Annotated in this window: 16 protein-coding genes, 1 tRNA gene and 1 pseudogene; 2 read left to right on the forward strand and 16 right to left on the reverse strand. The window is 58.8% G+C overall.

The features are described 5' to 3' along the window. The 4 genes from tuf (AS026_RS12860) to rpsL all read right to left on the reverse strand — a co-directional run. Nucleotides 1-1,169, reverse strand: a 1,169-nt coding sequence (gene tuf, locus AS026_RS12860) for an elongation factor Tu (protein ID WP_062368638.1), incomplete at its 3' end; no start/stop codon positions are given. 69 nt (nt 1,170-1,238) lie between these two features. Continuing rightward, a complete protein-coding gene (gene fusA / locus AS026_RS12865; protein ID WP_025662696.1) occupies nt 1,239-3,338 on the reverse strand; it encodes an elongation factor G in 2,100 nt (699 codons plus the stop codon). Nucleotides 3,339-3,367: 29 nt separating this feature from the next. Beyond that, the gene (gene rpsG, locus AS026_RS12870; RefSeq protein WP_018860448.1) at nt 3,368-3,838 is read right to left on the reverse strand and encodes a 30S ribosomal protein S7; all 471 of its coding nucleotides are present in this window, start codon (nt 3,836-3,838) and stop codon (nt 3,368-3,370) included. Between the two features lie 77 nt (nt 3,839-3,915). Continuing rightward, entirely contained in the window at nt 3,916-4,287 is a 372-nt protein-coding gene (rpsL, locus tag AS026_RS12875; RefSeq protein WP_003547537.1) for a 30S ribosomal protein S12, read from the reverse strand. Nucleotides 4,288-4,772: 485 nt separating this feature from the next. Between rpsL and AS026_RS12880 the strand changes: the two genes are divergently transcribed. Both AS026_RS12880 and AS026_RS12885 read left to right on the forward strand, forming a co-directional pair. After that, the gene (locus AS026_RS12880) at nt 4,773-5,066 is read left to right on the forward strand and encodes a hypothetical protein (protein ID WP_025662697.1); all 294 of its coding nucleotides are present in this window, start codon (nt 4,773-4,775) and stop codon (nt 5,064-5,066) included. Nucleotides 5,067-5,073: 7 nt separating this feature from the next. Continuing rightward, the gene (locus AS026_RS12885; protein WP_062369810.1) at nt 5,074-5,502 is read left to right on the forward strand and encodes an NUDIX hydrolase; all 429 of its coding nucleotides are present in this window, start codon (nt 5,074-5,076) and stop codon (nt 5,500-5,502) included. 88 nt (nt 5,503-5,590) lie between these two features. On the opposite strand, the pseudogene AS026_RS12890 reads toward AS026_RS12885, so the two are convergent. The 12 genes and pseudogenes from AS026_RS12890 to tuf (AS026_RS12945) form a co-directional block, all read right to left on the reverse strand. Next, a pseudogene (locus tag AS026_RS12890) lies at nt 5,591-6,620 on the reverse strand (IS110 family RNA-guided transposase). 395 nt (nt 6,621-7,015) lie between these two features. Further along, on the reverse strand, nt 7,016-11,227 hold the full coding sequence (gene rpoC, locus AS026_RS12895) for a DNA-directed RNA polymerase subunit beta' (protein ID WP_018860304.1): 4,212 nt from the start codon (nt 11,225-11,227) through the stop codon (nt 7,016-7,018). 186 nt (nt 11,228-11,413) lie between these two features. Then, nucleotides 11,414-15,550, reverse strand: a complete 4,137-nt coding sequence (gene rpoB, locus AS026_RS12900) for a DNA-directed RNA polymerase subunit beta (RefSeq protein ID WP_025662699.1) — start codon at nt 15,548-15,550, stop codon at nt 11,414-11,416. Between the two features lie 256 nt (nt 15,551-15,806). After that, nucleotides 15,807-16,187, reverse strand: a complete 381-nt coding sequence (rplL, locus tag AS026_RS12905) for a 50S ribosomal protein L7/L12 (protein WP_018860302.1) — start codon at nt 16,185-16,187, stop codon at nt 15,807-15,809. 58 nt (nt 16,188-16,245) lie between these two features. Continuing rightward, a complete protein-coding gene (gene rplJ / locus AS026_RS12910) occupies nt 16,246-16,764 on the reverse strand; it encodes a 50S ribosomal protein L10 (RefSeq protein WP_016553543.1) in 519 nt (172 codons plus the stop codon). A gap of 331 nt (nt 16,765-17,095) precedes the next feature. Then, nucleotides 17,096-17,788: a 50S ribosomal protein L1 gene (gene rplA, locus AS026_RS12915; protein WP_018860301.1), complete on the reverse strand. Its 693-nt coding sequence runs from the start codon at nt 17,786-17,788 to the stop codon at nt 17,096-17,098. Between the two features lie 4 nt (nt 17,789-17,792). Continuing rightward, a complete protein-coding gene (rplK, locus tag AS026_RS12920; protein ID WP_007531592.1) occupies nt 17,793-18,224 on the reverse strand; it encodes a 50S ribosomal protein L11 in 432 nt (143 codons plus the stop codon). Nucleotides 18,225-18,364: 140 nt separating this feature from the next. Then, entirely contained in the window at nt 18,365-18,895 is a 531-nt protein-coding gene (gene nusG / locus AS026_RS12925) for a transcription termination/antitermination protein NusG (protein ID WP_018860300.1), read from the reverse strand. 17 nt (nt 18,896-18,912) lie between these two features. Beyond that, nucleotides 18,913-19,113: a preprotein translocase subunit SecE gene (gene secE, locus AS026_RS12930; protein WP_018860299.1), complete on the reverse strand. Its 201-nt coding sequence runs from the start codon at nt 19,111-19,113 to the stop codon at nt 18,913-18,915. A gap of 189 nt (nt 19,114-19,302) precedes the next feature. Continuing rightward, nucleotides 19,303-19,378, reverse strand: a tRNA-Trp gene (locus AS026_RS12935). A 139-nt stretch (nt 19,379-19,517) separates the two neighbouring features. Further along, nucleotides 19,518-20,411, reverse strand: coding sequence for an NAD-dependent epimerase/dehydratase family protein (locus AS026_RS12940; RefSeq protein ID WP_062369811.1), 894 nt, complete (start codon nt 20,409-20,411; stop codon nt 19,518-19,520). Between the two features lie 174 nt (nt 20,412-20,585). Beyond that, on the reverse strand, nt 20,586-21,743 hold a 1,158-nt coding region (gene tuf / locus AS026_RS12945), incomplete at its 5' end, for an elongation factor Tu (RefSeq protein ID WP_025659905.1).

A 21,743-nucleotide genomic window follows, 5' to 3' on the forward strand; every position in this document is an offset into this window, starting at 1 on the left:
ACGATCGAGGCGACGATGCCGGCGCCGACGGTACGGCCGCCTTCGCGGATAGCGAAGCGCAGCTTTTCTTCCATCGCGATCGGAACGATCAGTTCGACGTCAACCGTGACGTTGTCGCCAGGCATAACCATTTCCGTGCCTTCCGGCAGGGTGACGATGCCAGTAACGTCCGTCGTGCGGAAGTAGAACTGCGGACGGTAGTTGGTGAAGAACGGCGTATGACGGCCGCCTTCTTCCTTCGTCAGGATGTAGGCTTCAGCCTTGAACTTCTTGTGCGGCTTGACAGAGCCCGGCTTGCACAGGATCTGACCACGCTCGACGCCGTCACGGTTCACACCGCGAACCAGAGCACCGATGTTGTCGCCAGCCTGGCCCTGGTCGAGCAGCTTCCGGAACATTTCAACGCCGGTAACCGTCGTCTTCGAGGTCGGGCGGATGCCGACGATTTCGACTTCTTCGCCAACCTTGACGATACCGCGCTCGACGCGGCCGGTCACAACCGTACCACGGCCCGAGATCGAGAACACGTCTTCGATCGGCATCAGGAACGGCTGGTCGATCGGACGCTCAGGCGTCGGGATGTAGGCGTCAACAGCTGCCATCAGCTCGCGGATCGCGTCTTCGCCGATCTTCTTGTCGGAGTCTTCGAGAGCGGCAAGAGCCGAGCCCTTGATGACCGGAATGTCGTCGCCCGGGAAGTCGTAGGACGACAGAAGTTCGCGAACTTCGAGCTCGACGAGTTCGAGAAGCTCGGCGTCGTCAACCTGGTCGACCTTGTTGAGGAACACGACGATCGCCGGAACGCCAACCTGACGAGCGAGCAGGATGTGCTCGCGGGTCTGCGGCATCGGGCCGTCAGCAGCCGAGCAAACCAGGATCGCGCCGTCCATCTGGGCAGCACCGGTGATCATGTTCTTGACGTAGTCGGCGTGGCCGGGGCAGTCAACGTGGGCATAGTGGCGGTTCGGGGTCTCGTATTCGACGTGTGCCGTCGAAATGGTGATGCCGCGAGCCTTTTCTTCCGGAGCCGCGTCGATCTGGTCGTACGCCTTGAACTCGCCGAAGTACTTCGTGATCGCTGCCGTCAGAGACGTCTTGCCGTGGTCAACGTGGCCGATCGTGCCGATGTTAACGTGCGGCTTGTTGCGCTCGAACTTACTCTTTGCCATTTGGGCTCTCCATTCTTTTAAGGTCCCGTGAGGGATCTAATTCTTGTTATCGGTCAATTGGTATTCCGGTCACTTCTGACCGGAATACTTTGCCTGGATTTCCGTTGCGACGTTCGACGGGACCGGCGCGTAGTGATCGAAGGTCATGGTGTACTGAGCACGGCCCTGTGACATGGAGCGCAGGTTATCGACGTACTTGAACATGTTCGCCAGCGGAACGTTGGCGGCGATGACTACGGCGATACCACGGCTCTCCTGGCCCTGGATCTGGCCACGGCGAGAGTTCAGGTCGCCGATAACGTCGCCGACGTAATCCTCAGGCGTGACGACTTCGACCTTCATCATCGGCTCGAGGAGCTGCGCACCGGCCTTCTTGGCTGCTTCACGGAAGCAAGCACGCGAGGCGATTTCGAACGCCAGAACCGACGAGTCGACGTCGTGGAAGGCACCATCGATGAGCGTCGCCTTGACGCCGAGCATCGGGAATCCAGCCAGCGGACCGGAAGACAGAACGCTTTCGATACCCTTCTGAACGCCCGGGATGTATTCCTTCGGAACTGCACCACCGACGATCTTGGACTCGAACTTGAAGTCTTCGCCATCCGGGTTCGGTTCGAAGACGATCTTGACGCGCGCGAACTGGCCGGTACCACCGGACTGCTTCTTGTGCGTGTAGTCTTCTTCGTGCTGGCGCGTGATGGTTTCGCGGTAGGCAACCTGCGGAGCACCGACGTTTGCTTCAACCTTGAATTCGCGACGCATGCGGTCGACGATGATGTCGAGGTGAAGTTCGCCCATGCCGGCGATGATCGTCTGGCCGGATTCCTGGTCGGTCTTGACGCGGAAGGACGGGTCTTCAGCAGCCAGGCGGTTGAGCGCGAGGCCCATCTTTTCCTGGTCGCCCTTGGACTTCGGCTCGATCGCGATCTGAATGACCGGCTCGGGGAATTCCATGCGCTCGAGAATAACAGGCTTCAGCGGATCGCAGAGCGTGTCACCCGTGGTGGTTTCCTTGAGTCCAGCGAGAGCAACGATATCACCTGCGAAGGCTTCTTCGATGTCTTCACGCGAGTTCGAGTGCATCTGCAGCATACGGCCGACGCGCTCGCGCTTGTCCTTGACCGTGTTCAGAACCGACGAACCCTTTTCGAGCTTGCCGGAATAGATGCGTGCGAAGGTCAGCGAACCGACGAACGGGTCGTTCATGATCTTGAATGCGAGCATCGAAAGCGGCTCGGAGTCGTCAGCGTGACGCTCGATTTCGGCTTCCGTCTTGAAGTCGATGCCCTTGATCGCCGGAATATCGAGCGGCGACGGCAGGTAATCGACAACGGCGTCGAGCAGCGGCTGAACGCCCTTGTTCTTGAAGGCGGTACCGCAGAACATCGGGTGGAACTTGACGTCGATCGTGCCGCGACGGACGAGCGCGCGGATCTGATCATTGTCGGGCATGGTGCCTTCGAGGTAGGCTTCCATCGCGGCTTCGTCGATCTCGACAACGGTCTCGATCAGCTTTTCGCGATATTCCTCAGCCTTGGCCTTCATGTCTTCCGGGATTTCGACGACATCCCACTGGGCGCCGAGCGATTCATCGCGCCAGACGAGAGCGTTCATCTCGATCAGGTCGACAACGCCCTTGAAGTCGCTTTCTGCGCCGATCGGCAGCTGCATGACAACAGCCGTTGCACCGAGACGGGTCTTGATCATCTCAACCGAGCGGTAGAAGTCCGCGCCGGTCTTGTCCATCTTGTTGCAGAAGATCATGCGCGGAACATTGTACTTCTCAGCCTGGCGCCAGACGGTTTCCGTCTGCGGCTCAACACCGGCGTTGGCGTCGAGAAGAGCAATAGCACCGTCGAGAACGCGCAGCGAACGCTCGACTTCGATGGTGAAGTCGACGTGGCCGGGGGTGTCGATGATGTTGAAGCGGCGCATCTTGCCGTCACGGCCCTTCCAGAAGGTCGTCGTGGCAGCGGAGGTGATCGTGATACCACGCTCCTGCTCCTGCTCCATCCAGTCCATCGTGGCCGCGCCATCGTGCACTTCGCCGATCTTGTGCGACTTGCCGGTGTAGTAAAGGATACGCTCAGTCGTCGTCGTCTTGCCGGCGTCGATGTGCGCCATGATACCGAAATTTCGGTAGTCTTCGATTTTATATTCGCGAGCCATTGTGGACTGCCTTTCGAACCCGTTCGGGATTACCAGCGATAATGCGAGAACGCACGGTTGGCGTCAGCCATCTTGTGCGTGTCTTCGCGCTTCTTGACCGCGGAACCACGGTTGTTGGATGCATCGAGAAGCTCGCCCGACAGTCGGTCGATCATGGTCGTTTCGTTGCGCTTGCGCGCGGCAGCGATCAGCCAGCGGATGGCCAGGGCCTGACGGCGCTCCGGACGAACATCAACCGGAACCTGGTAGGTTGCACCACCAACACGGCGCGAACGGACTTCAACATGCGGAGCAACGTTGTCCAGAGCCTGATGGAACACGCCGAGCGGCTCCTGCTTGGACTTGCCCTGTACGGAGTCAAATGCGCCGTAGACAATGCTTTCAGCGACGGACTTCTTGCCGTCAAGCATGATTGCATTCATGAACTTGGTAACAACCAGATCGCCGAACTTCGGGTCCGGGTTGATCTCGCGCTTTTCTGCTCTGTGACGTCTGGACATACTTCTCGTCTCTTCAATTGTTAAAGGCGCTCTACCACGCGGAGGACCTCGCGCAGCGCCGGGATTTCAAAACCGAATTACTTCGGACGCTTCGCACCGTACTTCGAACGGCGCTGCTTGCGGTTCTTGACACCCTGGGTATCGAGAACGCCGCGGATGATGTGGTAACGAACACCCGGAAGGTCCTTAACACGGCCGCCGCGGATCATGACGACAGAGTGTTCCTGAAGGTTGTGGCCTTCACCGGGGATGTAACCAATGACTTCGAAGCCGTTGGTCAGGCGGATCTTTGCGACCTTACGGAGAGCCGAGTTTGGCTTCTTCGGCGTCGTTGTGTAGACGCGGGTGCAAACGCCGCGCTTCTGCGGGTTCTCCTGCAGGGCAGGAACCTTATTACGCTTTACGTTCGCCTGACGCGGCTTGCGGATAAGCTGGTTTACGGTAGGCATTCAACCATCCCTTACGTTTATATCTCAATCCCTTGCGGGCGTAACTCGCGCCGTCTCCGGCAAGATCACACGCTTGTCTCAATGCGCAAAACGTGGCCCGATCCGCTTTCGCAGATGGACCACTGAGAGCAGAGGACGCAAAAGACATGCGTCATGCGTGCAGGCATCATATCTTCAACGTGCGTTTCGAACCTTGTTTGAGGTGATCTCCGGGGCGCGTCGCCCCGAATGGCCATGCCTCACATGGGTCCGGATGGCGCGGGTACTACTGGTTTCCCGTCGTCTCGTCAAGGCCGTTAAGAAATAAACTTCGGCCAAACGCCTTGAAACCCGGCCACTACGCGCTCTTTTGGAGCTTCTAGGCGCATTCGCTGCCGCACAGCAAGATAAACTTGAGCATTGCAGCAAAAAGCGGCTATGGAATCACCGATTGCAGACGCTAAACGCATGAAATCAGATTCAAATCTCGAATCGAAGGACATCCGATGATTACCGCCCCCGACAACGACAACATTTCCGAAGGCCCGATGGTGTTCATCATCATCGGCAAGGGCTATGAGTCCGACAACAGCGAGGGCGTCGATCTTCATATCATGCTCAAGGCCGCCGATGACGACAGCGCCGTGCGCGAGGCTCTGAATGCGCTTGCGGAAGAAGGTTTCATCGAGGCCGACCTCGACCAGATCGGCATGCTGACCGAAGTGCCGTCCGAGGAGCCTCACGCCTCCGCCTATCAGGGCGCCGTCGACGGCGAAGTCGCGATCATCCGCTTCAGCTGAGGCAACGATGAAGCCGGATGCGCTCAAGGTGCTGATCTATGCAACCTGGCGCGACCGGCTGCTGGTTTTCGATGAGCCGGACTTTCCGGAGATCGAGCTTCAGGTTCCGGGCGGCACGGTAGAAGCTGGCGAAGATATCGCCGCGGCAGCCCTTCGAGAGTTTTCGGAAGAAACGGGAATCCTGTCTAAGACTCCCCTCGCCCCGCTGGTTGTCAATGACTACCGTTTCTCCAAGGGTGGCAACGACTTCTGCCACCGGCGACATTACTTCCACATTCCGCTTGAAGGTGAGCAGCCCTCCACCTGGCTGCATCGCGAAATGACGCCGTTCAGCGGCGGGGGTCCAATCCTGTTCCGTTTCTTCTGGCTCGGCTTCGACGATGCCCACATTCGGCTGGGCTACGGTATGGAGCAAGGGCTACCGCTGCTGAGCTGAGCCTCAGCTTGCTCCCCTGCAAAATCGAACTCAATCGGCATAGGGGGCGATCGATGTGATCGCACCCGCCCCCGTGACGGCTAATCTCCTATGCTGCCTTCGGCTGTCCTTCCATTCGCCGATACGTTTCGCCGCTCACCACCATAAGTTTTCCAGGCAATACGAGCAATCTTGTTAGCGAGCGCCACCGCAACCAGCTTAGGCTTTTTCCGTTGCAGCAGTTCGGTGAGCCATCGCGAAGCATGTCTGCTTCGGCCTGCTCTGACGTGTTGAAGAACAGCAGTTGCACCAACCACTAATACGCTTCTCAACATCTCATCGCCGGCACGAGTGACGCCCCCAAGCCTGACCTTGCCTGCAGTCGAATGATCTTTCGGTGTGAGGCCTATCCAATCTCGACCACACTTAAACATCCGAGGATCTGGGGTCTTCATCATCAAGAGGGATGCACCGACCGGGCCGACGCCGGGGATTTCGGCAAGACGCCTGCTGCATTCATCGGCGCGGTGCAGATCCATCAGCTTTTCCTCGATCCGCTTGATTTCCGAAAGCAGACCGCGATACTCATCACCATGCACAGCAAAAAGCTCTCGAGCAAGGTCCGGCAGCGACTGGTCTCCCGCTATTCGCTCCAATAGCGGTTCGATCCGACACATCCCGGAGGCCGCGACGATGCCAAATTCCATACCAAACCCGCGAATGGCATTGGCGAGCTGTGTCCGGTTGCGGATAAGTCTCTCTCGCATGCCAGCCAGCATCAAGGCTGCCTGCTGGTCGGCGGTTTTCACCGGAACAAACCGCATCGTGGGGCGGCTCATCGCCTCGCACAAAGCTTCGGCATCCGCCGCGTCATTCTTGCCGCGTTTCACATACGGCTTCGTCAACTGAGGCGCGATCAATTTTACTTCGTGCCCGAGGCAACTTAATAACCTTGCCCAATGATGAGAGCCTCCGCACGCTTCGAGTGCGATGGTGGTAGGCGCCGTTTTCTCGAAGAATTTTACCATCTCCTTACGCGAGAACGTCTTGCGCAGGATTGGTTGCTCGACTGCATTCACGCCCTGCAATTGGAAAACGTTCTTTGACGTATCCATGCCAATTCGGATAATCTGTTCCACGGACGGTCTCCCTCGATTGAGCTTTCAACGAACTCACTCTGGCACATCGCGATGCCGTTGGGAGCCGTCCACCCTAACAGGTAAGAGCGCACTCCTTCACTGCACGACCGCCGGATTTACGCCACCGCCCATTGGTCACAAGAGCTTCGCGGTTTGTTGCCCGCTCGCCCTGGTCGGCATCGCCTCATATCCCGTTCTTGTCCATCGGCCCGCAGGTTCGATCCACGCTTCCTCCCCACCGTTGGTCACCCTGCCGCAGTTGCGCTTCACTTCCCTCACTGTGACCAGCTTACGGTGGGACTTCCACCCACAAGAATCGCCCATGCTGGGCGCACAACAGAAAGCCGCCCGGATCGCTCCGGGCGGCTTCTCAATTCTTAAAACCAAGCTGCCGATTATTCGGCAGCCGGTGCGCTCTCGCCTGCGAGATCCTGCAGCATCGGCGTGGCGACATCGGCGCCCGTGCCCTTGCGGCGTTCCTCGAGGATCAACTCGTCGCGCGAGGTCGCGATGCGACGGATCTGGGTCATCGTGCCACCGGTACCGGCGGGGATCAGACGACCGACGATGACGTTTTCCTTCAGACCCTGCAGACCGTCGGTCTTGCCGGCGATTGCAGCTTCCGTCAGCACCTTCGTCGTTTCCTGGAAGGACGCGGCGGAGATGAACGACGGGGTCTGCAGCGACGCCTTGGTGATACCCAGCAGAACCGGATCGCCATAAGCAGGCTTCTTGCCCTGTTCGATCAGCGCATCGTTGACGTCTTCGAGCTCGATGCGGTCGACGTTGTCGCCGACGATGTAAGTCGAGTCGCCTGCATCGGTGATTTCCACCTTCTGCAGCATCTGACGGACAATCACTTCGATGTGCTTGTCGTTGATGACAACGCCCTGCAAGCGATAGACTTCCTGGATTTCGTTGACCAGGTACGAAGCGAGTGCTTCGACGCCCTTGATCGCCAGGATGTCGTGCGGAGCCGGGTTACCGTCGAGGATGTAGTCACCCTTCTCGATGTAGTCGCCTTCCTGAAGGTGGAAGGGCTTGCCCTTCGGGATCAGGTATTCGACAGGCTCGACACCGTCTTCCGCCGGCTCGATGATGACGCGACGCTTATTCTTGTAGTCGCGGCCGAGGCGGATCGTACCATCGATCTCAGCGATGATGGCGTGGTCCTTTGGACGACGAGCTTCGAACAGTTCGGCAACGCGCGGCAGACCGCCGGTGATGTCTTTGGTCTTGGCGCTTTCGAGCGGCGAACGTGCAAGCACGTCACCCTGAGACACCTTCTGACCCGGCTCGACCGACAGGATCGCGTCGACCGAGAGCAGGAAGCGGGCGTCACCACCACGGGACAGCTTCATGACGTTGCCGCTGGCATCCTTGATGACGATTGCCGGCTTGAGGTCCGAACCACGCGGGGTCGAACGCCAGTCGATAACCTGACGCTTGGTGATGCCGGTGGATTCGTCGGTCGCTTCGAGAACCGAGAGACCGTCGACGACGTCTTCGAACTGAACGGTACCGGCCACTTCCGTCATCATCGGACGGGTGTAGGGGTCCCACTCTGCCAGACGCTGACCGCGCTTGACCTTGTCGCCATCGTCGACATGCAGCTTCGAACCATAGGCGACGCGCTGCGAGGAGCGCTCGACACCACGCTCGTCCAGGATCTGGACGGTCATATTACGGCCCATGGCAACGAGGTTGCCATCCGAGTTGCGCAGCAGGTTGCGGTTCTTGATCTGAACCGTACCTTCGTACGAGGCTTCCAGGAACGACTGGTCAACCACGGTTGCCGTGCCACCAAGGTGGAATGTACGCATGGTGAGCTGCGTGCCCGGCTCGCCGATCGACTGAGCAGCGATAACACCGACTGCTTCACCCATGTTGACCGGAGTACCGCGTGCAAGGTCACGACCGTAGCAGACCGAGCAGACGCCCGTCTGGATTTCGCAGGTCAGTGCCGAACGGATGCGGATCGACTGGATACCAGCCTTCTCGATCTCGATGACATCGGGCTCGAGGATCATCTTGCCGGCATCGACGATACGCTCGCCAGTGACCGGATGATCGATATCATCAAGGGCGGTACGGCCGAGGATACGAGCGCCGAGCGACGCAACGACCTGACCGGCATCAACGATGGCGGTCATGGTCAGGCCCTTGTCGGTGCCGCAATCGACCGAGTTGACGATGCAATCCTGGGCGACGTCGACGAGACGACGGGTCAGGTAACCGGAGTTCGCGGTCTTCAAGGCGGTGTCTGCCAGACCCTTACGGGCGCCGTGCGTCGAGTTGAAGTACTCGTTGACGGTCAGGCCTTCCTTGAAGTTCGACGTGATCGGCGTTTCGATGATTTCGCCCGACGGCTTGGCCATGAGGCCGCGCATGCCGCCCAGCTGACGCATCTGGTTCGGAGAACCACGAGCGCCCGAGTGGGACATCATATAGATGGCGTTCATTGGCTTCTGACGACCGGTGTTCGGATCGAATTCGACGGCCTTAATGCGGGCCATCATGTCTTCGGCAACCTTTTCGGTGGCCTTGCCCCAGGCGTCGACAACCTTGTTGTACTTTTCGCCCTGCGTGATCAGACCGTCATTGTACTGCTGCTCGTATTCCTTCACCAGGTTTTCGGTGTCGGCAACGATCTTCGCCTTGGTTTCCGGAATGACCATGTCGTCCTTGCCGAACGAAATGCCGGCGCGGCAGGCATGGGTGAAGCCGAGCTGCATGATGCGGTCGCAGAAAATGACTGTGTCCTTCTGGCCGCAATGGCGGTAGACCGCGTCGATCATCTTGGAGATGTTCTTCTTAGTCATTTCCTGGTTGCAGACGTCGAAGGTCACCTTGCCGTTCTTCGGCAGGAGTTCGCCGATGAGCAAGCGGCCCGGAGTCGTTTCATAGATCTTCGAGTACGGCTTGCCGTCCTCGTCGACCGACTTGAAGCGGCCGCGGATCTTGGTGTGCAGCGTCACGACCTTGTTTTCGAGCGCGTGATGCAGCTCGCCGAGGTCGGAGAAGGCCATGCCTTCGCCCGGCTCGTTCTGGTTCATGATCGAGAGGTAGTAAAGGCCGAGAACCATGTCCTGCGACGGAACGATGATCGGTGCACCGTTTGCAGGGTGCAGGATGTTGTTCGTCGACATCATCAGAACGCGGGCTTCGAGCTGGGCTTCAAGCGACAGCGGCACGTGAACAGCCATCTGGTCACCGTCGAAGTCGGCGTTGAATGCCGTGCAGACGAGCGGGTGCAGCTGGATGGCCTTGCCTTCGACCAGCGTGGGTTCGAAGGCCTGGATGCCCAGGCGGTGCAGCGTCGGTGCGCGGTTCAGGAGAACCGGATGCTCGCGGATGACCTCGTCGAGGATATCCCAAACCTCAGGCTTTTCCTTTTCAACCAGCTTCTTGGCCTGCTTGACGGTCGAGGAGTAACCCTTGGCGTCGAGGCGGGCATAGATGAACGGCTTGAACAGCTCGAGCGCCATCTTCTTCGGAAGACCGCACTGGTGCAGCTTCAGTTCCGGACCGGTCACGATGACCGAGCGGCCGGAATAGTCGACGCGCTTGCCGAGCAGGTTCTGGCGGAAGCGGCCCTGCTTGCCCTTGAGCATGTCGGACAGCGACTTCAGCGGACGCTTATTGGCGCCGGTGATGACGCGGCCACGGCGGCCGTTGTCGAACAGCGCGTCCACAGATTCCTGCAGCATGCGCTTTTCGTTGCGGATGATGATGCCCGGAGCGCGCAGTTCGATCAGGCGCTTCAGACGGTTGTTACGGTTGATGACGCGGCGGTACAGATCGTTCAGGTCCGACGTCGCGAAACGGCCGCCGTCGAGCGGAACGAGCGGACGCAGATCTGGCGGGATGACCGGAACGACCTTCATGATCATCCATTCCGGGCGGTTGCCGGATTCCATGAAGTTCTCGACGATCTTCAAGCGTTTCATCAGCTTCTTCTGCTTGAGGTCCGACGTGGTGTCGGCAAGCTCGGAACGCAGATCGCCAGCGATCTTCTCAAGGTTCATCGATGCCAGCATCTCGTAGATGGCTTCAGCACCGATCATGGCCGTGAACTGGTCTTCGCCGTATTCGTCGACGGCGAGCATGTACTCTTCTTCCGTCAGGAGCTGGTGCTCCTTGAGCGCGGTCAGGCCCGGCTCGGTGACGATGTAGTGTTCGAAGTAGAGAACGCGCTCGACATCCTTCAGCGTCATGTCGAGCAGCGTGGAAATGCGGCTCGGCAGCGACTTCAGGAACCAGATGTGGGCAACGGGAGCGGCGAGCTCGATATGGCCCATGCGCTCACGGCGAACGCGCGACAGCGTGACTTCAACGCCGCACTTTTCGCAGATGATGCCCTTGTACTTCATGCGCTTGTACTTACCGCAAAGGCACTCGTAGTCCTTGATCGGTCCGAAGATGCGCGCGCAGAAGAGACCGTCGCGTTCCGGCTTGAACGTGCGGTAGTTGATGGTTTCCGGCTTCTTGATCTCACCGTAAGACCAGGAAAGAATCTTCTCCGGAGAAGCAATCGAAATCCGGATGGAATCGAAGTTCTGTGCAGGCACCTGCGGATTGAAAAGATTCATGACCTCTTGGTTCATGCCTGTCTCCTTCATGGGCGGATGCGCCCTTATCTTGCATGGACGGCGGCAAATCCCGGGAGCCGCGCCAACGCTCAAAACGACAATAACCGCAGAATGCGGCGAAATCGTCCCTGCTCGGCCGACACGTAAGGGGCCAGAGCGGGAACGGTGTGCGCTGCGTTACAGCGCACACCCTATCGGTGGTTACTCGGCAGCGTCCGGCAACTGGCTGGCCTGCTGCTCCTCGAGCTTCGAATTCTCGAGTTCGACGGAGAGACCAAGCGAGCGCATTTCCTTGACGAGAACGTTGAAGCTTTCCGGAATACCGGCTTCGAACGTGTCGTCGCCACGGACGATGGCTTCGTAGACCTTGGTACGGCCGGCAACGTCGTCCGACTTGACCGTGAGCATTTCCTGCAGCGTGTAGGCTGCACCGTATGCTTCCAGAGCCCAGACTTCCATTTCGCCGAAGCGCTGACCGCCGAACTGCGCCTTGCCGCCCAGCGGCTGCTGGGTAACGAGCGAGTAAGGACCGATCGAACGAGCGTGGATCTTGTCGTCGACCAGGTGGTTCAGCTTGATCATGTACATGTAGCCGACGGTGACCTTGCGGTCGAAGGGCTCGCCGGTACGGCCGTCGTACAGAACCGACTGACCGGACTCGTGCAGACCTGCTTTCTTCAGCATCGAGGCAACGTCAGGCTCATGCGCACCGTCGAAGACCGGCGTTGCGATGGAGACGCCCCTGCGGGACTGTTCAGCCAGCTTGACGAGCGATGCATCATCAAAGTTGGCGACTTCGTCCTTGGCCTGCGACGCGTAGACTTCCGTCAGTTCCGTCTTCAGGTCGGTGATGTCCATCGTCTTGCGGTATTCGTCGAGCAGTTCGCCGATCTTCTTACCCATGCCGGCGCAAGCCCAGGCAAGGTGGGTTTCGAGGATCTGCCCGACGTTCATGCGCGAAGGCACGCCCAGCGGGTTCAAGCAGATGTCGACATGCGTACCGTCTTCGAGGAACGGCATGTCCTCGACAGGCACAATGCGCGAGACGACGCCCTTGTTGCCGTGACGGCCGGCCATCTTGTCGCCCGGCTGGATCTTGCGCTTAACAGCAACGAAGACCTTGACCATCTTCATGACGCCGGGAGGCATTTCGTCGCCGCGCTGAACCTTCTCGACCTTGTCCATGAAGCGCTGTTCGAGGCGCGACTTGGATTCGTCGTACTGGCCGCGGAGAGCTTCGAGTTCGCCCTGGACCTTCTCGTCCTCGACAGCGAACATCCACCACTGCGAGCGAGGATATTCCGAGACTACGGCGTTCGAAAGCTCGGTGCCCTTCTTGAAGCCCTTCGGGCCGGCGAGTGCGACCTGGCCGCGCAGCATGTCGACCAGACGGCCGTAGACGTTACGGTCGAGGATCGCCTGCTCGTCGTCGCGGTCCTTTGCAAGACGCTCGATCTCTTCGCGCTCGATCGCCATCGCGCGCTCGTCCTTTTCAACGCCGTGGCGGTTGAAGACGCGCACTTCGACGATCGTCCCGTAGGTGCCGGGCGGCATACGCATGGACGTATCGCGAACGTCGGAAGCCTTTTCACCGAAGATGGCGCGCAGAAGCTTTTCTTCCGGCGTCATCGGGCTCTCACCCTTCGGCGTGATCTTGCCGACGAGAATGTCGCCGGGCTGAACTTCGGCGCCGATATAGACGATGCCGGCTTCGTCCAGGTTCTTCAGCGCTTCTTCCGAGACGTTCGGAATGTCGCGCGTGATTTCTTCCGGACCAAGCTTGGTGTCACGCGCCATCACTTCGAATTCTTCGATGTGGATGGAGGTGAACACGTCGTCAGCAACGATCCGCTCGGACATTAGGATCGAGTCTTCGTAGTTGTAACCGTTCCACGGCATGAACGCGACGAGCGCGTTACGCCCGAGAGCAAGGTCGCCCAGGTCCGTCGACGGACCGTCGGCGAGGATGTCGCCACGGTTGACAACGTCACCCACGGTGACCAGCGGACGCTGGTTGACGCAGGTGTTCTGGTTCGAACGCTGGAACTTCTGCAGGCGGTAGATATCGACACCGGACTTGCCAGCTTCGAGGTCTTCCGTCGCACGGATAACGATACGCGTCGCGTCGACCTGGTCGACCACGCCGCCGCGACGGGCGCCGATAGCAGCACCGGAGTCGCGAGCGACGACCGGCTCCATGCCGGTGCCGACGAACGGAGCTTCAGCACGCAGCAGCGGAACGGCCTGACGCTGCATGTTCGAGCCCATGAGAGCGCGGTTGGCGTCGTCGTTTTCCAGGAACGGGATGAGAGCCGCTGCGACCGAAACAACCTGCTTCGGCGAAACGTCCATCAGGTTCATGCTGTCGCGCGGAGCGAGCATAACTTCGCCAGCATGACGGCAGACGACGAATTCGTCGGTGAAGGAACCATCGGCGCCAAGCTCGGCGTTTGCCTGTGCAACGTAGTACTTCGCTTCTTCCATGGCGGAGAGGTAAAGAACGTCGTTCGTCACCTTGCCATCAACGATGCGGCGGTACGGGCTTTCGATGAAGCCATACTTGTTGACGCGGGCGAAGGTCGCAAGCGAGTTGATCAGACCGATGTTCGGGCCTTCCGGCGTTTCGATCGGGCAAATGCGGCCGTAGTGGGTCGGATGAACGTCGCGGACTTCAAAGCCTGCGCGCTCGCGCGTCAGACCACCCGGGCCAAGAGCCGATAGACGACGCTTGTGGGTGATTTCCGAAAGCGGGTTCACTTGGTCCATGAACTGCGACAGCTGCGAGGAGCCGAAGAATTCGCGAACGGCAGCAGCTGCCGGCTTCGCGTTGATCAGGTCCTGCGGCATGACCGTGTCGATTTCGATCGAGGACATACGTTCCTTGATCGCGCGCTCCATACGGAGCAGGCCGAGACGGTACTGGTTTTCCATCAATTCGCCGACAGAGCGAACACGACGGTTGCCTAGGTTGTCGATGTCGTCGATTTCGCCCTTGCCGTCGCGCAGTTCGACCAACATCTTGACCACGGCCAGGATGTCGTCCTTGCGCAGGATGCGGACGGTGTCTTCGACGTCGAGGTCGAGGCGCATGTTCATCTTGACGCGGCCAACGGCGGAGAGGTCGTAGCGCTCCGCATCGAAGAACAGCGAGTTGAACATGGCTTCAGCCGAGTCCATTGTCGGCGGTTCACCCGGACGCATGACGCGGTAGATGTCGAACAGAGCGTCCTGGCGGTTCTCGTTCTTGTCCGCCGTGAGCGTGTTGCGGATATAGGCGCCGACGTTGATGTGGTCGATGCCGAGAACCGGGATCTCGTCGAAACCGTTCTGGAGAATGATCGGAAGGGTCTTCTCATCGATCTCGTCGCCGGCCTCGAGGTAGATTTCACCTGTCGAGTAGTTGACGATGTCTTCGGCGAGGTAGTTGCCGTACAGATCTTCATCGGTCGCCTTCAGAGCCTTGAGGCCCTTGTCAGCGAGCTGACGGAGCAGACGCGGAGTCAGCTTTTTGCCGGCTTCGACAACGACTTCACCGGTGTCGGCGTCAACCATTTCGGTGATTGCCTTGGCACCCTTGAGAGTCTCCGGCGTAAACGGAATACGCCAGCCCTTGCCGTCGCGCTGATAGTCGGACTTCGTGTAGAAGGTCGACAGGATCTCTTCGCCGTCCATGCCGAGCGCCATAAGCAGCGAGGTCACGGGGATCTTGCGGCGACGATCGATACGGGCATAGACGATGTCCTTGGCGTCGAACTCGATGTCGAGCCAGGAACCGCGGTACGGGATCACGCGGGCAGCGAAGAGAAGCTTGCCGGAAGAATGGCTCTTGCCCTTGTCGTGATCGAAGAAGACGCCCGGCGAACGGTGCATCTGGGACACGATAACGCGCTCGGTGCCGTTGACGATGAACGTACCGTTGTTGGTCATGAGCGGCATGTCGCCCATGTAGACCGACTGCTCCTTGATGTCCTTGATGGACTTCGCACCCGTATCTTCGTCGATATCGAACACGATCAGACGGAGAGTAACCTTCAGCGGCGCGGCGTAGGTCAGGTCGCGCTGACGGCATTCGTCGACGTCGAACTTTGGCGGTTCGAATTCGTAAGACACGAATTCCAGCATGGAAGCGCCGGAGAAATCCGTGATCGGGAAAACGGACTTGAAGACAGCCTGAAGGCCTTCGTCAGGGCGACCGCCCTTGGGCTCTTCAACCATCAGGAATTGATCATACGATGCCTTTTGAACCTCGATGAGGTTCGGCATCTCTGTGACTTCTGGGATCTTACCGAAAAACTTGCGTACGCGCCTACGACCATTGAACGAAAGGGTCTGAGCCATCGTCGCTCCTTCAAAATTGCATCCGGGCCTGCAACGGACGGGAACCGATGGCCAGTCGACCCCGTCAATCATGAGTAGTTCAATCTCGTCTCACTTCCCGAAATGCGAGGCCGGATTGCCTTCGCGTCTCGGTTCGAGACCATCCTCTTGAAGAACCCATTACCCAAAAGCCGTTTTCACGCGGCTTTTGGGTAATTCGTTCAACGAAACGACAAATGGGAGGCGGGAAATCCCACCCCCCAGATGTAGTTCAAGATTACTTAACGTCGACCTTAGCGCCGGCGTCTTCAAGCTTCTTCTTGATGTCGGCAGCTTCAGCCTTGGAAACGGCTTCCTTGACAGCCTTCGGAGCGCCTTCGACGAGGTCCTTGGCTTCCTTGAGGCCGAGGCCGGTGATGCCACGAACTTCCTTGATGACGTTGATCTTGTTAGCGCCGGCATCCGTGAGGATGACGTCGAACTCGGTCTTTTCTTCTTCAGCAGCAGCAGCAGCGCCTGCACCGCCAGCAACAGCAGCAACAGCTACCGGAGCAGCGGCGGAAACGCCCCACTTTTCTTCGAGAAGCTTGGACAGTTCTGCAGCTTCAAGAACGGTCAGCGAGGAGAGGTCGTCTACGATCTTTGCGAGATCAGCCATGTTATCAGTTCCTTTTGTTCGGTTCGAACCGGTTGTTTATAAACAGCAAAAAACCGCCTTATGCGGCTTCGTCCTTCTTGGCGTAAGCCGAAAACACGCGAGCAAGCTGGCTTGCCGGTGCTGCAACAACGCCTGCGATGCGGGTAGCCGGAGTCTGGATCATGCCCAGCAGCTTCGCGCGCAGTTCGTCCAACGACGGCAGGGTCGCAAGCGACTTGACTGCATCAGCGTTGAGCGTCGTTGTTCCCATGGCGCCGCCCAAAACAACGATCTTATCGTTGGTCTTGGCGAAATCCACGACGACTTTCGGAGCGGTGATCGGGTCATTGCTGTAAGCAATGAGCGTCTGACCGGTGAAGAGACCAGAGATCCCTTCCGCTTCCGTACCCTGAAGGGCGATTTTGGCCAGGCGGTTCTTCGCGACTTTGACGGTACCGCCAGCTGCGCGCATCTTGGAACGGAAGTCGTTCATCTGCGCGACTGTAGCACCAGCATAGTGGGCCACGACCACCGAGCCCGAAGCCTTGAAGACTTCGTTCAGTTCCGTGACGAATTCGCGTTTTTCCGCTCTTTCCACTGCCTATCTCCAGTTGGCAGGACCTTTTTGACGGGCCCCACCGGGTTGCCTTTTGCCTCCTGGGATCAGAAGCGATCCCAAGCGACGCTTGAGGATCCTGTCCCCTCGCGCTTCGCGCCAAAGAAAGGCCGAAGGCACAAGGCATCCAAGGCTCGAACCAAATTCCTGAAGCAGAACTTCATGCAATTCGGGTCTTACCCGTCTCATGCAGGCCAAGTGATTAAGGGAAAACCACCTGCAATCTCGGACAGGATTCCGGATTTCTCCGGAATACTCCGGCCCCTTTCGAGGCCGGAATTCTTTAGCCGGGCCGAAGCCCGGCGAAACTTACTTAAGCGGCCGTAACAGACGACGGGTCGATCTTGACGCCCGGGCCCATGGTCGAAGAGATCGCTACGCGCTTGACGTAGTTGCCCTTCGCGCCAGCCGGCTTCGCCTTGATGACAGCGTCAGCGAAGGCACGGATGTTTTCTTCCAGAGCCTTGGCATCGAAGGATGCCTTGCCAACGCCAGCGTGAACGATACCAGCCTTTTCGACGCGGAACTCGACAGCGCCGCCCTTAGATGCCTTGACAGCACCGGCAACGTCCATCGTAACGGTACCAACCTTCGGGTTCGGCATCATGCCACGCGGGCCGAGAACCTTACCGAGGCGGCCGACGAGCGGCATCATGTCCGGGGTCGCGATGCAGCGATCGAAATCGATCTTGCCGCCCTGGACGATTTCGACGAGCTCTTCAGCACCGACGACATCTGCGCCAGCAGCCTTGGCTTCGTCAGCCTTGGCGCCGCGAGCAAAGACAGCAACGCGAACGTCGCGGCCCGTGCCGTTCGGCAGGTTGACAACGCCGCGGACCATCTGGTCTGCGTGACGCGGATCAACGCCGAGGTTCATGGCGACTTCGATGGTTTCATCGAACTTCGCGACCGCGCGCTCCTTGACCATGCCAATGGCGAGAGTCAGAGCGTAGAGCTTCGTGGGATCAACACCTTCGTTGATCTTCTTCGTGCGCTTGCCAGCCATGGTCTTATCCTACCACTTCCAGGCCCATGGCGCGGGCAGAGCCCTCGATCATCGCCATTGCACCTTCGATATCCGCTGCGTTGAGATCCTTCATCTTGGCTTCGGCGATCGACTTGATCTGAGCCTTGGTGAGCTTTCCGGCAGTCGCGCCCTTGCCAGGCGTCTTCGAACCGGACTGGATCTTCGCTTCCTTCTTGAGGAAGTAGCTGACGGGCGGCTGCTTCATCGCGAAGGTGAAAGACTTGTCCTGGTAATAGGTAATGACGACCGGGATCGGCATACCCTTTTCCATTTCCTGCGTAGCGGCGTTGAACGCCTTGCAGAATTCCATGATGTTAATGCCACGCTGACCAAGCGCCGGGCCGATTGGCGGGGACGGGTTTGCCGATCCTGCCTTGACCTGAAGCTTGAGCTGGCCTGCAACTTTCTTAGCCATATCTCTCTGCCTTTCATTGATGGCCGGTTACCCGACCAAGATGCCGGATCGCTCCGGCGGCTGCGGTTGCGTGGTTCGGATCCCGGGCCCGGCTAAGACCCCTCACCTTCCACGCGGTTTGCGGCTTTCGCCGCGGACGATCAGACCTTTTCGACCTGAGCGTATTCCAGTTCGACCGGTGTAGCGCGGCCGAAGATCGACACTTCCACCTTCAGGCGCGAACGCTCTTCGTCCACATCCTGAACCGTGCCATTGAACGAAGCGAACGGACCGTCGGAAACGCGGACCTGCTCGCCAATCTCGAAGGTAACAGATGCCTTCGGCCGCTCCACACCCTCCTGGACTTGACCGAGAATGCGCTCGGCTTCGGAATCCGGAATCGGAACGGGCTTGTTGTCGGAGCCGAGGAAGCCAGTGACCTTCGGCGTATTCTTGATCAGGTGGTAGGCCTCATCGGTCAGATCCGCACGAACCATGACATAGCCCGGGAAGAACTTTCGCTCGCTGTCGACCTTGCGACCGCGACGAACCTCAACCACCTTTTCGGTCGGGACGAGAATCTTTTCGAACAGGTGCTCGAGGCCCTTCTGACGAGCCTTATTCTCGATGTCTTCCGCGACCTTCTTCTCAAAATTAGAATATGCGTGGACGATATACCAACGTGCCGCCATGTTATATCTCCACCCGATCAGCTGCCAACGTTGAGCACGAAGCTCAGAACCCAGCCAATAAGCTGGTCCGCGGCAAAAAAGAACAGCGCGGCAAAGATCACCATTACAAGCACCATGACCGTGGAGATCATCGTCTCGCGGCGCGACGGCCAGGTAACTTTCAACGTCTCGGAGCGAACCTGCTGTAGAAACGCAAACGGATTAGTTTTGGATGCCATCGACTGCCCACGCAATTACGGCGCGTAAAGCTGAACATATCAGCCCCACGCACCGCGTGTCTGTTGAACCCTACATAAACATCGATTCCCAATTGCACAAGAGGGAAACCGAAGTTTAACGAACTTAGCCATACGTCGCCTTTCCGGCCGAACTGCAGCGAGATGTCCGCGCAACTCGTTCAAGAAAGATGGCAGGGGCAGAGGGGCTCGAACCCACGACCTGCGGTTTTGGAGACCGCCGCTCTACCAACTGAGCTATACCCCTTTACGCTTTACATTCAGCTTCTTGACCGGACCGGCCGCGAAGCGCAACTGCAAGCATGGCGCTCCTTTAAGGCGGCGGCGCAGGATTGGCAAGTGCGTTTTTCTATTTTTCCAATCCCGCGTCGCGGAAACGCCTGCGATCAGACTTTCACATATTTGCGCCAGTCGTGCTCTTCCTTGAAACCAAGCACTTCGCGGATCTTGCGGTTGGAGAGCAGGCCCTCGTATTCGCCGATTTCGCGTGTGAACGGCACATTCGGATAGAATCGCCTGGCGAGTTCCTTCGACGGCGTGTTGGCCGAGACGGTGTCGTTCGCGGCGTTGAAGACCTGGAAGCCCAAACCGTCCTTCTCGATGCAGAGGTGGCAGATCTGCCCGAGGTCGCGGGCGTCGATATAGCTCCAGGCGATGCGCTTGCGCATTTCGGGGTTGGCGAAATAGGTCGGAAACCTCTCGTACTCATGCGGCTCGATGACATTGCCGATGCGCAGCGCGTAGATGTCGAAACCCGAGCGTTCGGCAAAGGCACGCGCTGTCTTCTCGTTCACGACCTTGGAGAGACCGTAAGAATCCATCGGGTTGACGTCATAGTCTTCCTCCAGCGGAAACTGATGGAAGTCGCGATGGCCTTCCGCAAAGCAGACCCCGTAGGTTGTCTCGCTGGAGGCAACGATGATCTTGTGGATGCCGAGCTTCACCGCGGCCTCGATGACATTGTAGGTGCCCATCGTGTTGATGCGGAACGTTTCGTTGTCAGGCTTGATGAGAATGCGCGGGATTGCCGCGAAATGCACCACGGCGTCGAAGGGTTGGACACCCCTGCCCGCATCGAGGTCGGGAAAGTCGCGGTGCATCGAAAGCGCGTTGAAGATCTGGCCGCTGTCGGTGATGTCGGCAATCAGGTTGGTCACGCCGGGGCTATCAAGCGGCACCAGATCGACGTTGTGAACCTCGTAGCCGGCATTGACGAGCCACGGCACCGCATGGCGCCCTGCCTTGCCCGAACCACCTGTGAAGAGAATGCGCTTTTTCATCATGTCCTCCCCTATGAAATCGGAGGGATAGATAAAGGCTTTGCGTTCAAGCGCAAGGCCACTACCCGGCTTTGCGTTGTCACCAGACAGTGATGCCTAATTCAAATGACAGATGCAGAAAGGGGCCCCGCTGTTTCCAGCGGAGCCCCTTCTTAGATCCGGATAAACCGAAGCTTACTCAACGATCGAGGCGACGATGCCGGCGCCGACGGTACGGCCGCCTTCGCGGATAGCGAAGCGCAGCTTTTCTTCCATCGCGATCGGAACGATCAGTTCGACGTCAACCGTGACGTTGTCGCCAGGCATAACCATTTCCGTGCCTTCCGGCAGGGTGACGATGCCAGTAACGTCCGTCGTGCGGAAGTAGAACTGCGGACGGTAGTTGGTGAAGAACGGCGTATGACGGCCGCCTTCTTCCTTCGTCAGGATGTAGGCTTCAGCCTTGAACTTCTTGTGCGGCTTGACAGAGCCCGGCTTGCACAGGATCTGACCACGCTCGACGCCGTCACGGTTCACACCGCGAACCAGAGCACCGATGTTGTCGCCAGCCTGGCCCTGGTCGAGCAGCTTCCGGAACATTTCAACGCCGGTAACCGTCGTCTTCGAGGTCGGGCGGATGCCGACGATTTCGACTTCTTCGCCAACCTTGACGATACCGCGCTCGACGCGGCCGGTCACAACCGTACCACGGCCCGAGATCGAGAACACGTCTTCGATCGGCATCAGGAACGGCTGGTCGATCGGACGCTCAGGCGTCGGGATGTAGGCGTCAACAGCTGCCATCAGCTCGCGGATCGCGTCTTCGCCGATCTTCTTGTCGGAGTCTTCGAGAGCGGCAAGAGCCGAGCCCTTGATGACCGGAATGTCGTCGCCCGGGAAGTCGTAGGACGACAGAAGTTCGCGAACTTCGAGCTCGACGAGTTCGAGAAGCTCGGCGTCGTCAACCTGGTCGACCTTGTTGAGGAACACGACGATCGCCGGAACGCCAACCTGACGAGCGAGCAGGATGTGCTCGCGGGTCTGCGGCATCGGGCCGTCAGCAGCCGAGCAAACCAGGATCGCGCCGTCCATCTGGGCAGCACCGGTGATCATGTTCTTGACGTAGTCGGCGTGGCCGGGGCAGTCAACGTGGGCATAGTGGCGGTTCGGGGTCTCGTATTCGACGTGTGCCGTCGAAATGGTGATGCCGCGAGCCTTTTCTTCCGGAGCCGCGTCGATCTGGTCGTACGCCTTGAACTCGCCGAAGTACTTCGTGATCGCTGCCGTCAGAGACGTCTTGCCGTGGTCAACGTGGCCGATCGTGCCGATGTTAACGTGCGGCTTGTTGCGCTC

Source organism: Rhizobium altiplani (assembly GCF_001542405.1).
Lineage (GTDB): Bacteria > Pseudomonadota > Alphaproteobacteria > Rhizobiales > Rhizobiaceae > Rhizobium > Rhizobium altiplani.

Excerpts from the sequence above, each read along its gene's own strand:
- rpsL (WP_003547537.1), bottom strand. The coding sequence starts at position 4,287 with ATGCCTACCGTAAACCAGCTTATCCGCAAGCCGCGTCAGGCGAACGTA.
- rplA (WP_018860301.1), bottom strand. The coding sequence starts at position 17,788 with ATGGCTGGCAAGCGCACGAAGAAGATCAACGAAGGTGTTGATCCCACG.
- rpoB (WP_025662699.1), bottom strand. The coding sequence starts at position 15,550 with ATGGCTCAGACCCTTTCGTTCAATGGTCGTAGGCGCGTACGCAAGTTT.
- nusG (WP_018860300.1), bottom strand. The coding sequence starts at position 18,895 with ATGGCGGCACGTTGGTATATCGTCCACGCATATTCTAATTTTGAGAAG.
- AS026_RS12940 (WP_062369811.1), bottom strand. The coding sequence starts at position 20,411 with ATGAAAAAGCGCATTCTCTTCACAGGTGGTTCGGGCAAGGCAGGGCGC.
- secE (WP_018860299.1), bottom strand. The coding sequence starts at position 19,113 with ATGGCATCCAAAACTAATCCGTTTGCGTTTCTACAGCAGGTTCGCTCC.
- AS026_RS12880 (WP_025662697.1), top strand. The coding sequence starts at position 4,773 with ATGATTACCGCCCCCGACAACGACAACATTTCCGAAGGCCCGATGGTG.
- AS026_RS12885 (WP_062369810.1), top strand. The coding sequence starts at position 5,074 with ATGAAGCCGGATGCGCTCAAGGTGCTGATCTATGCAACCTGGCGCGAC.
- rplK (WP_007531592.1), bottom strand. The coding sequence starts at position 18,224 with ATGGCTAAGAAAGTTGCAGGCCAGCTCAAGCTTCAGGTCAAGGCAGGA.
- rpoC (WP_018860304.1), bottom strand. The coding sequence starts at position 11,227 with ATGAACCAAGAGGTCATGAATCTTTTCAATCCGCAGGTGCCTGCACAG.
- fusA (WP_025662696.1), bottom strand. The coding sequence starts at position 3,338 with ATGGCTCGCGAATATAAAATCGAAGACTACCGAAATTTCGGTATCATG.
- rpsG (WP_018860448.1), bottom strand. The coding sequence starts at position 3,838 with ATGTCCAGACGTCACAGAGCAGAAAAGCGCGAGATCAACCCGGACCCG.
- rplL (WP_018860302.1), bottom strand. The coding sequence starts at position 16,187 with ATGGCTGATCTCGCAAAGATCGTAGACGACCTCTCCTCGCTGACCGTT.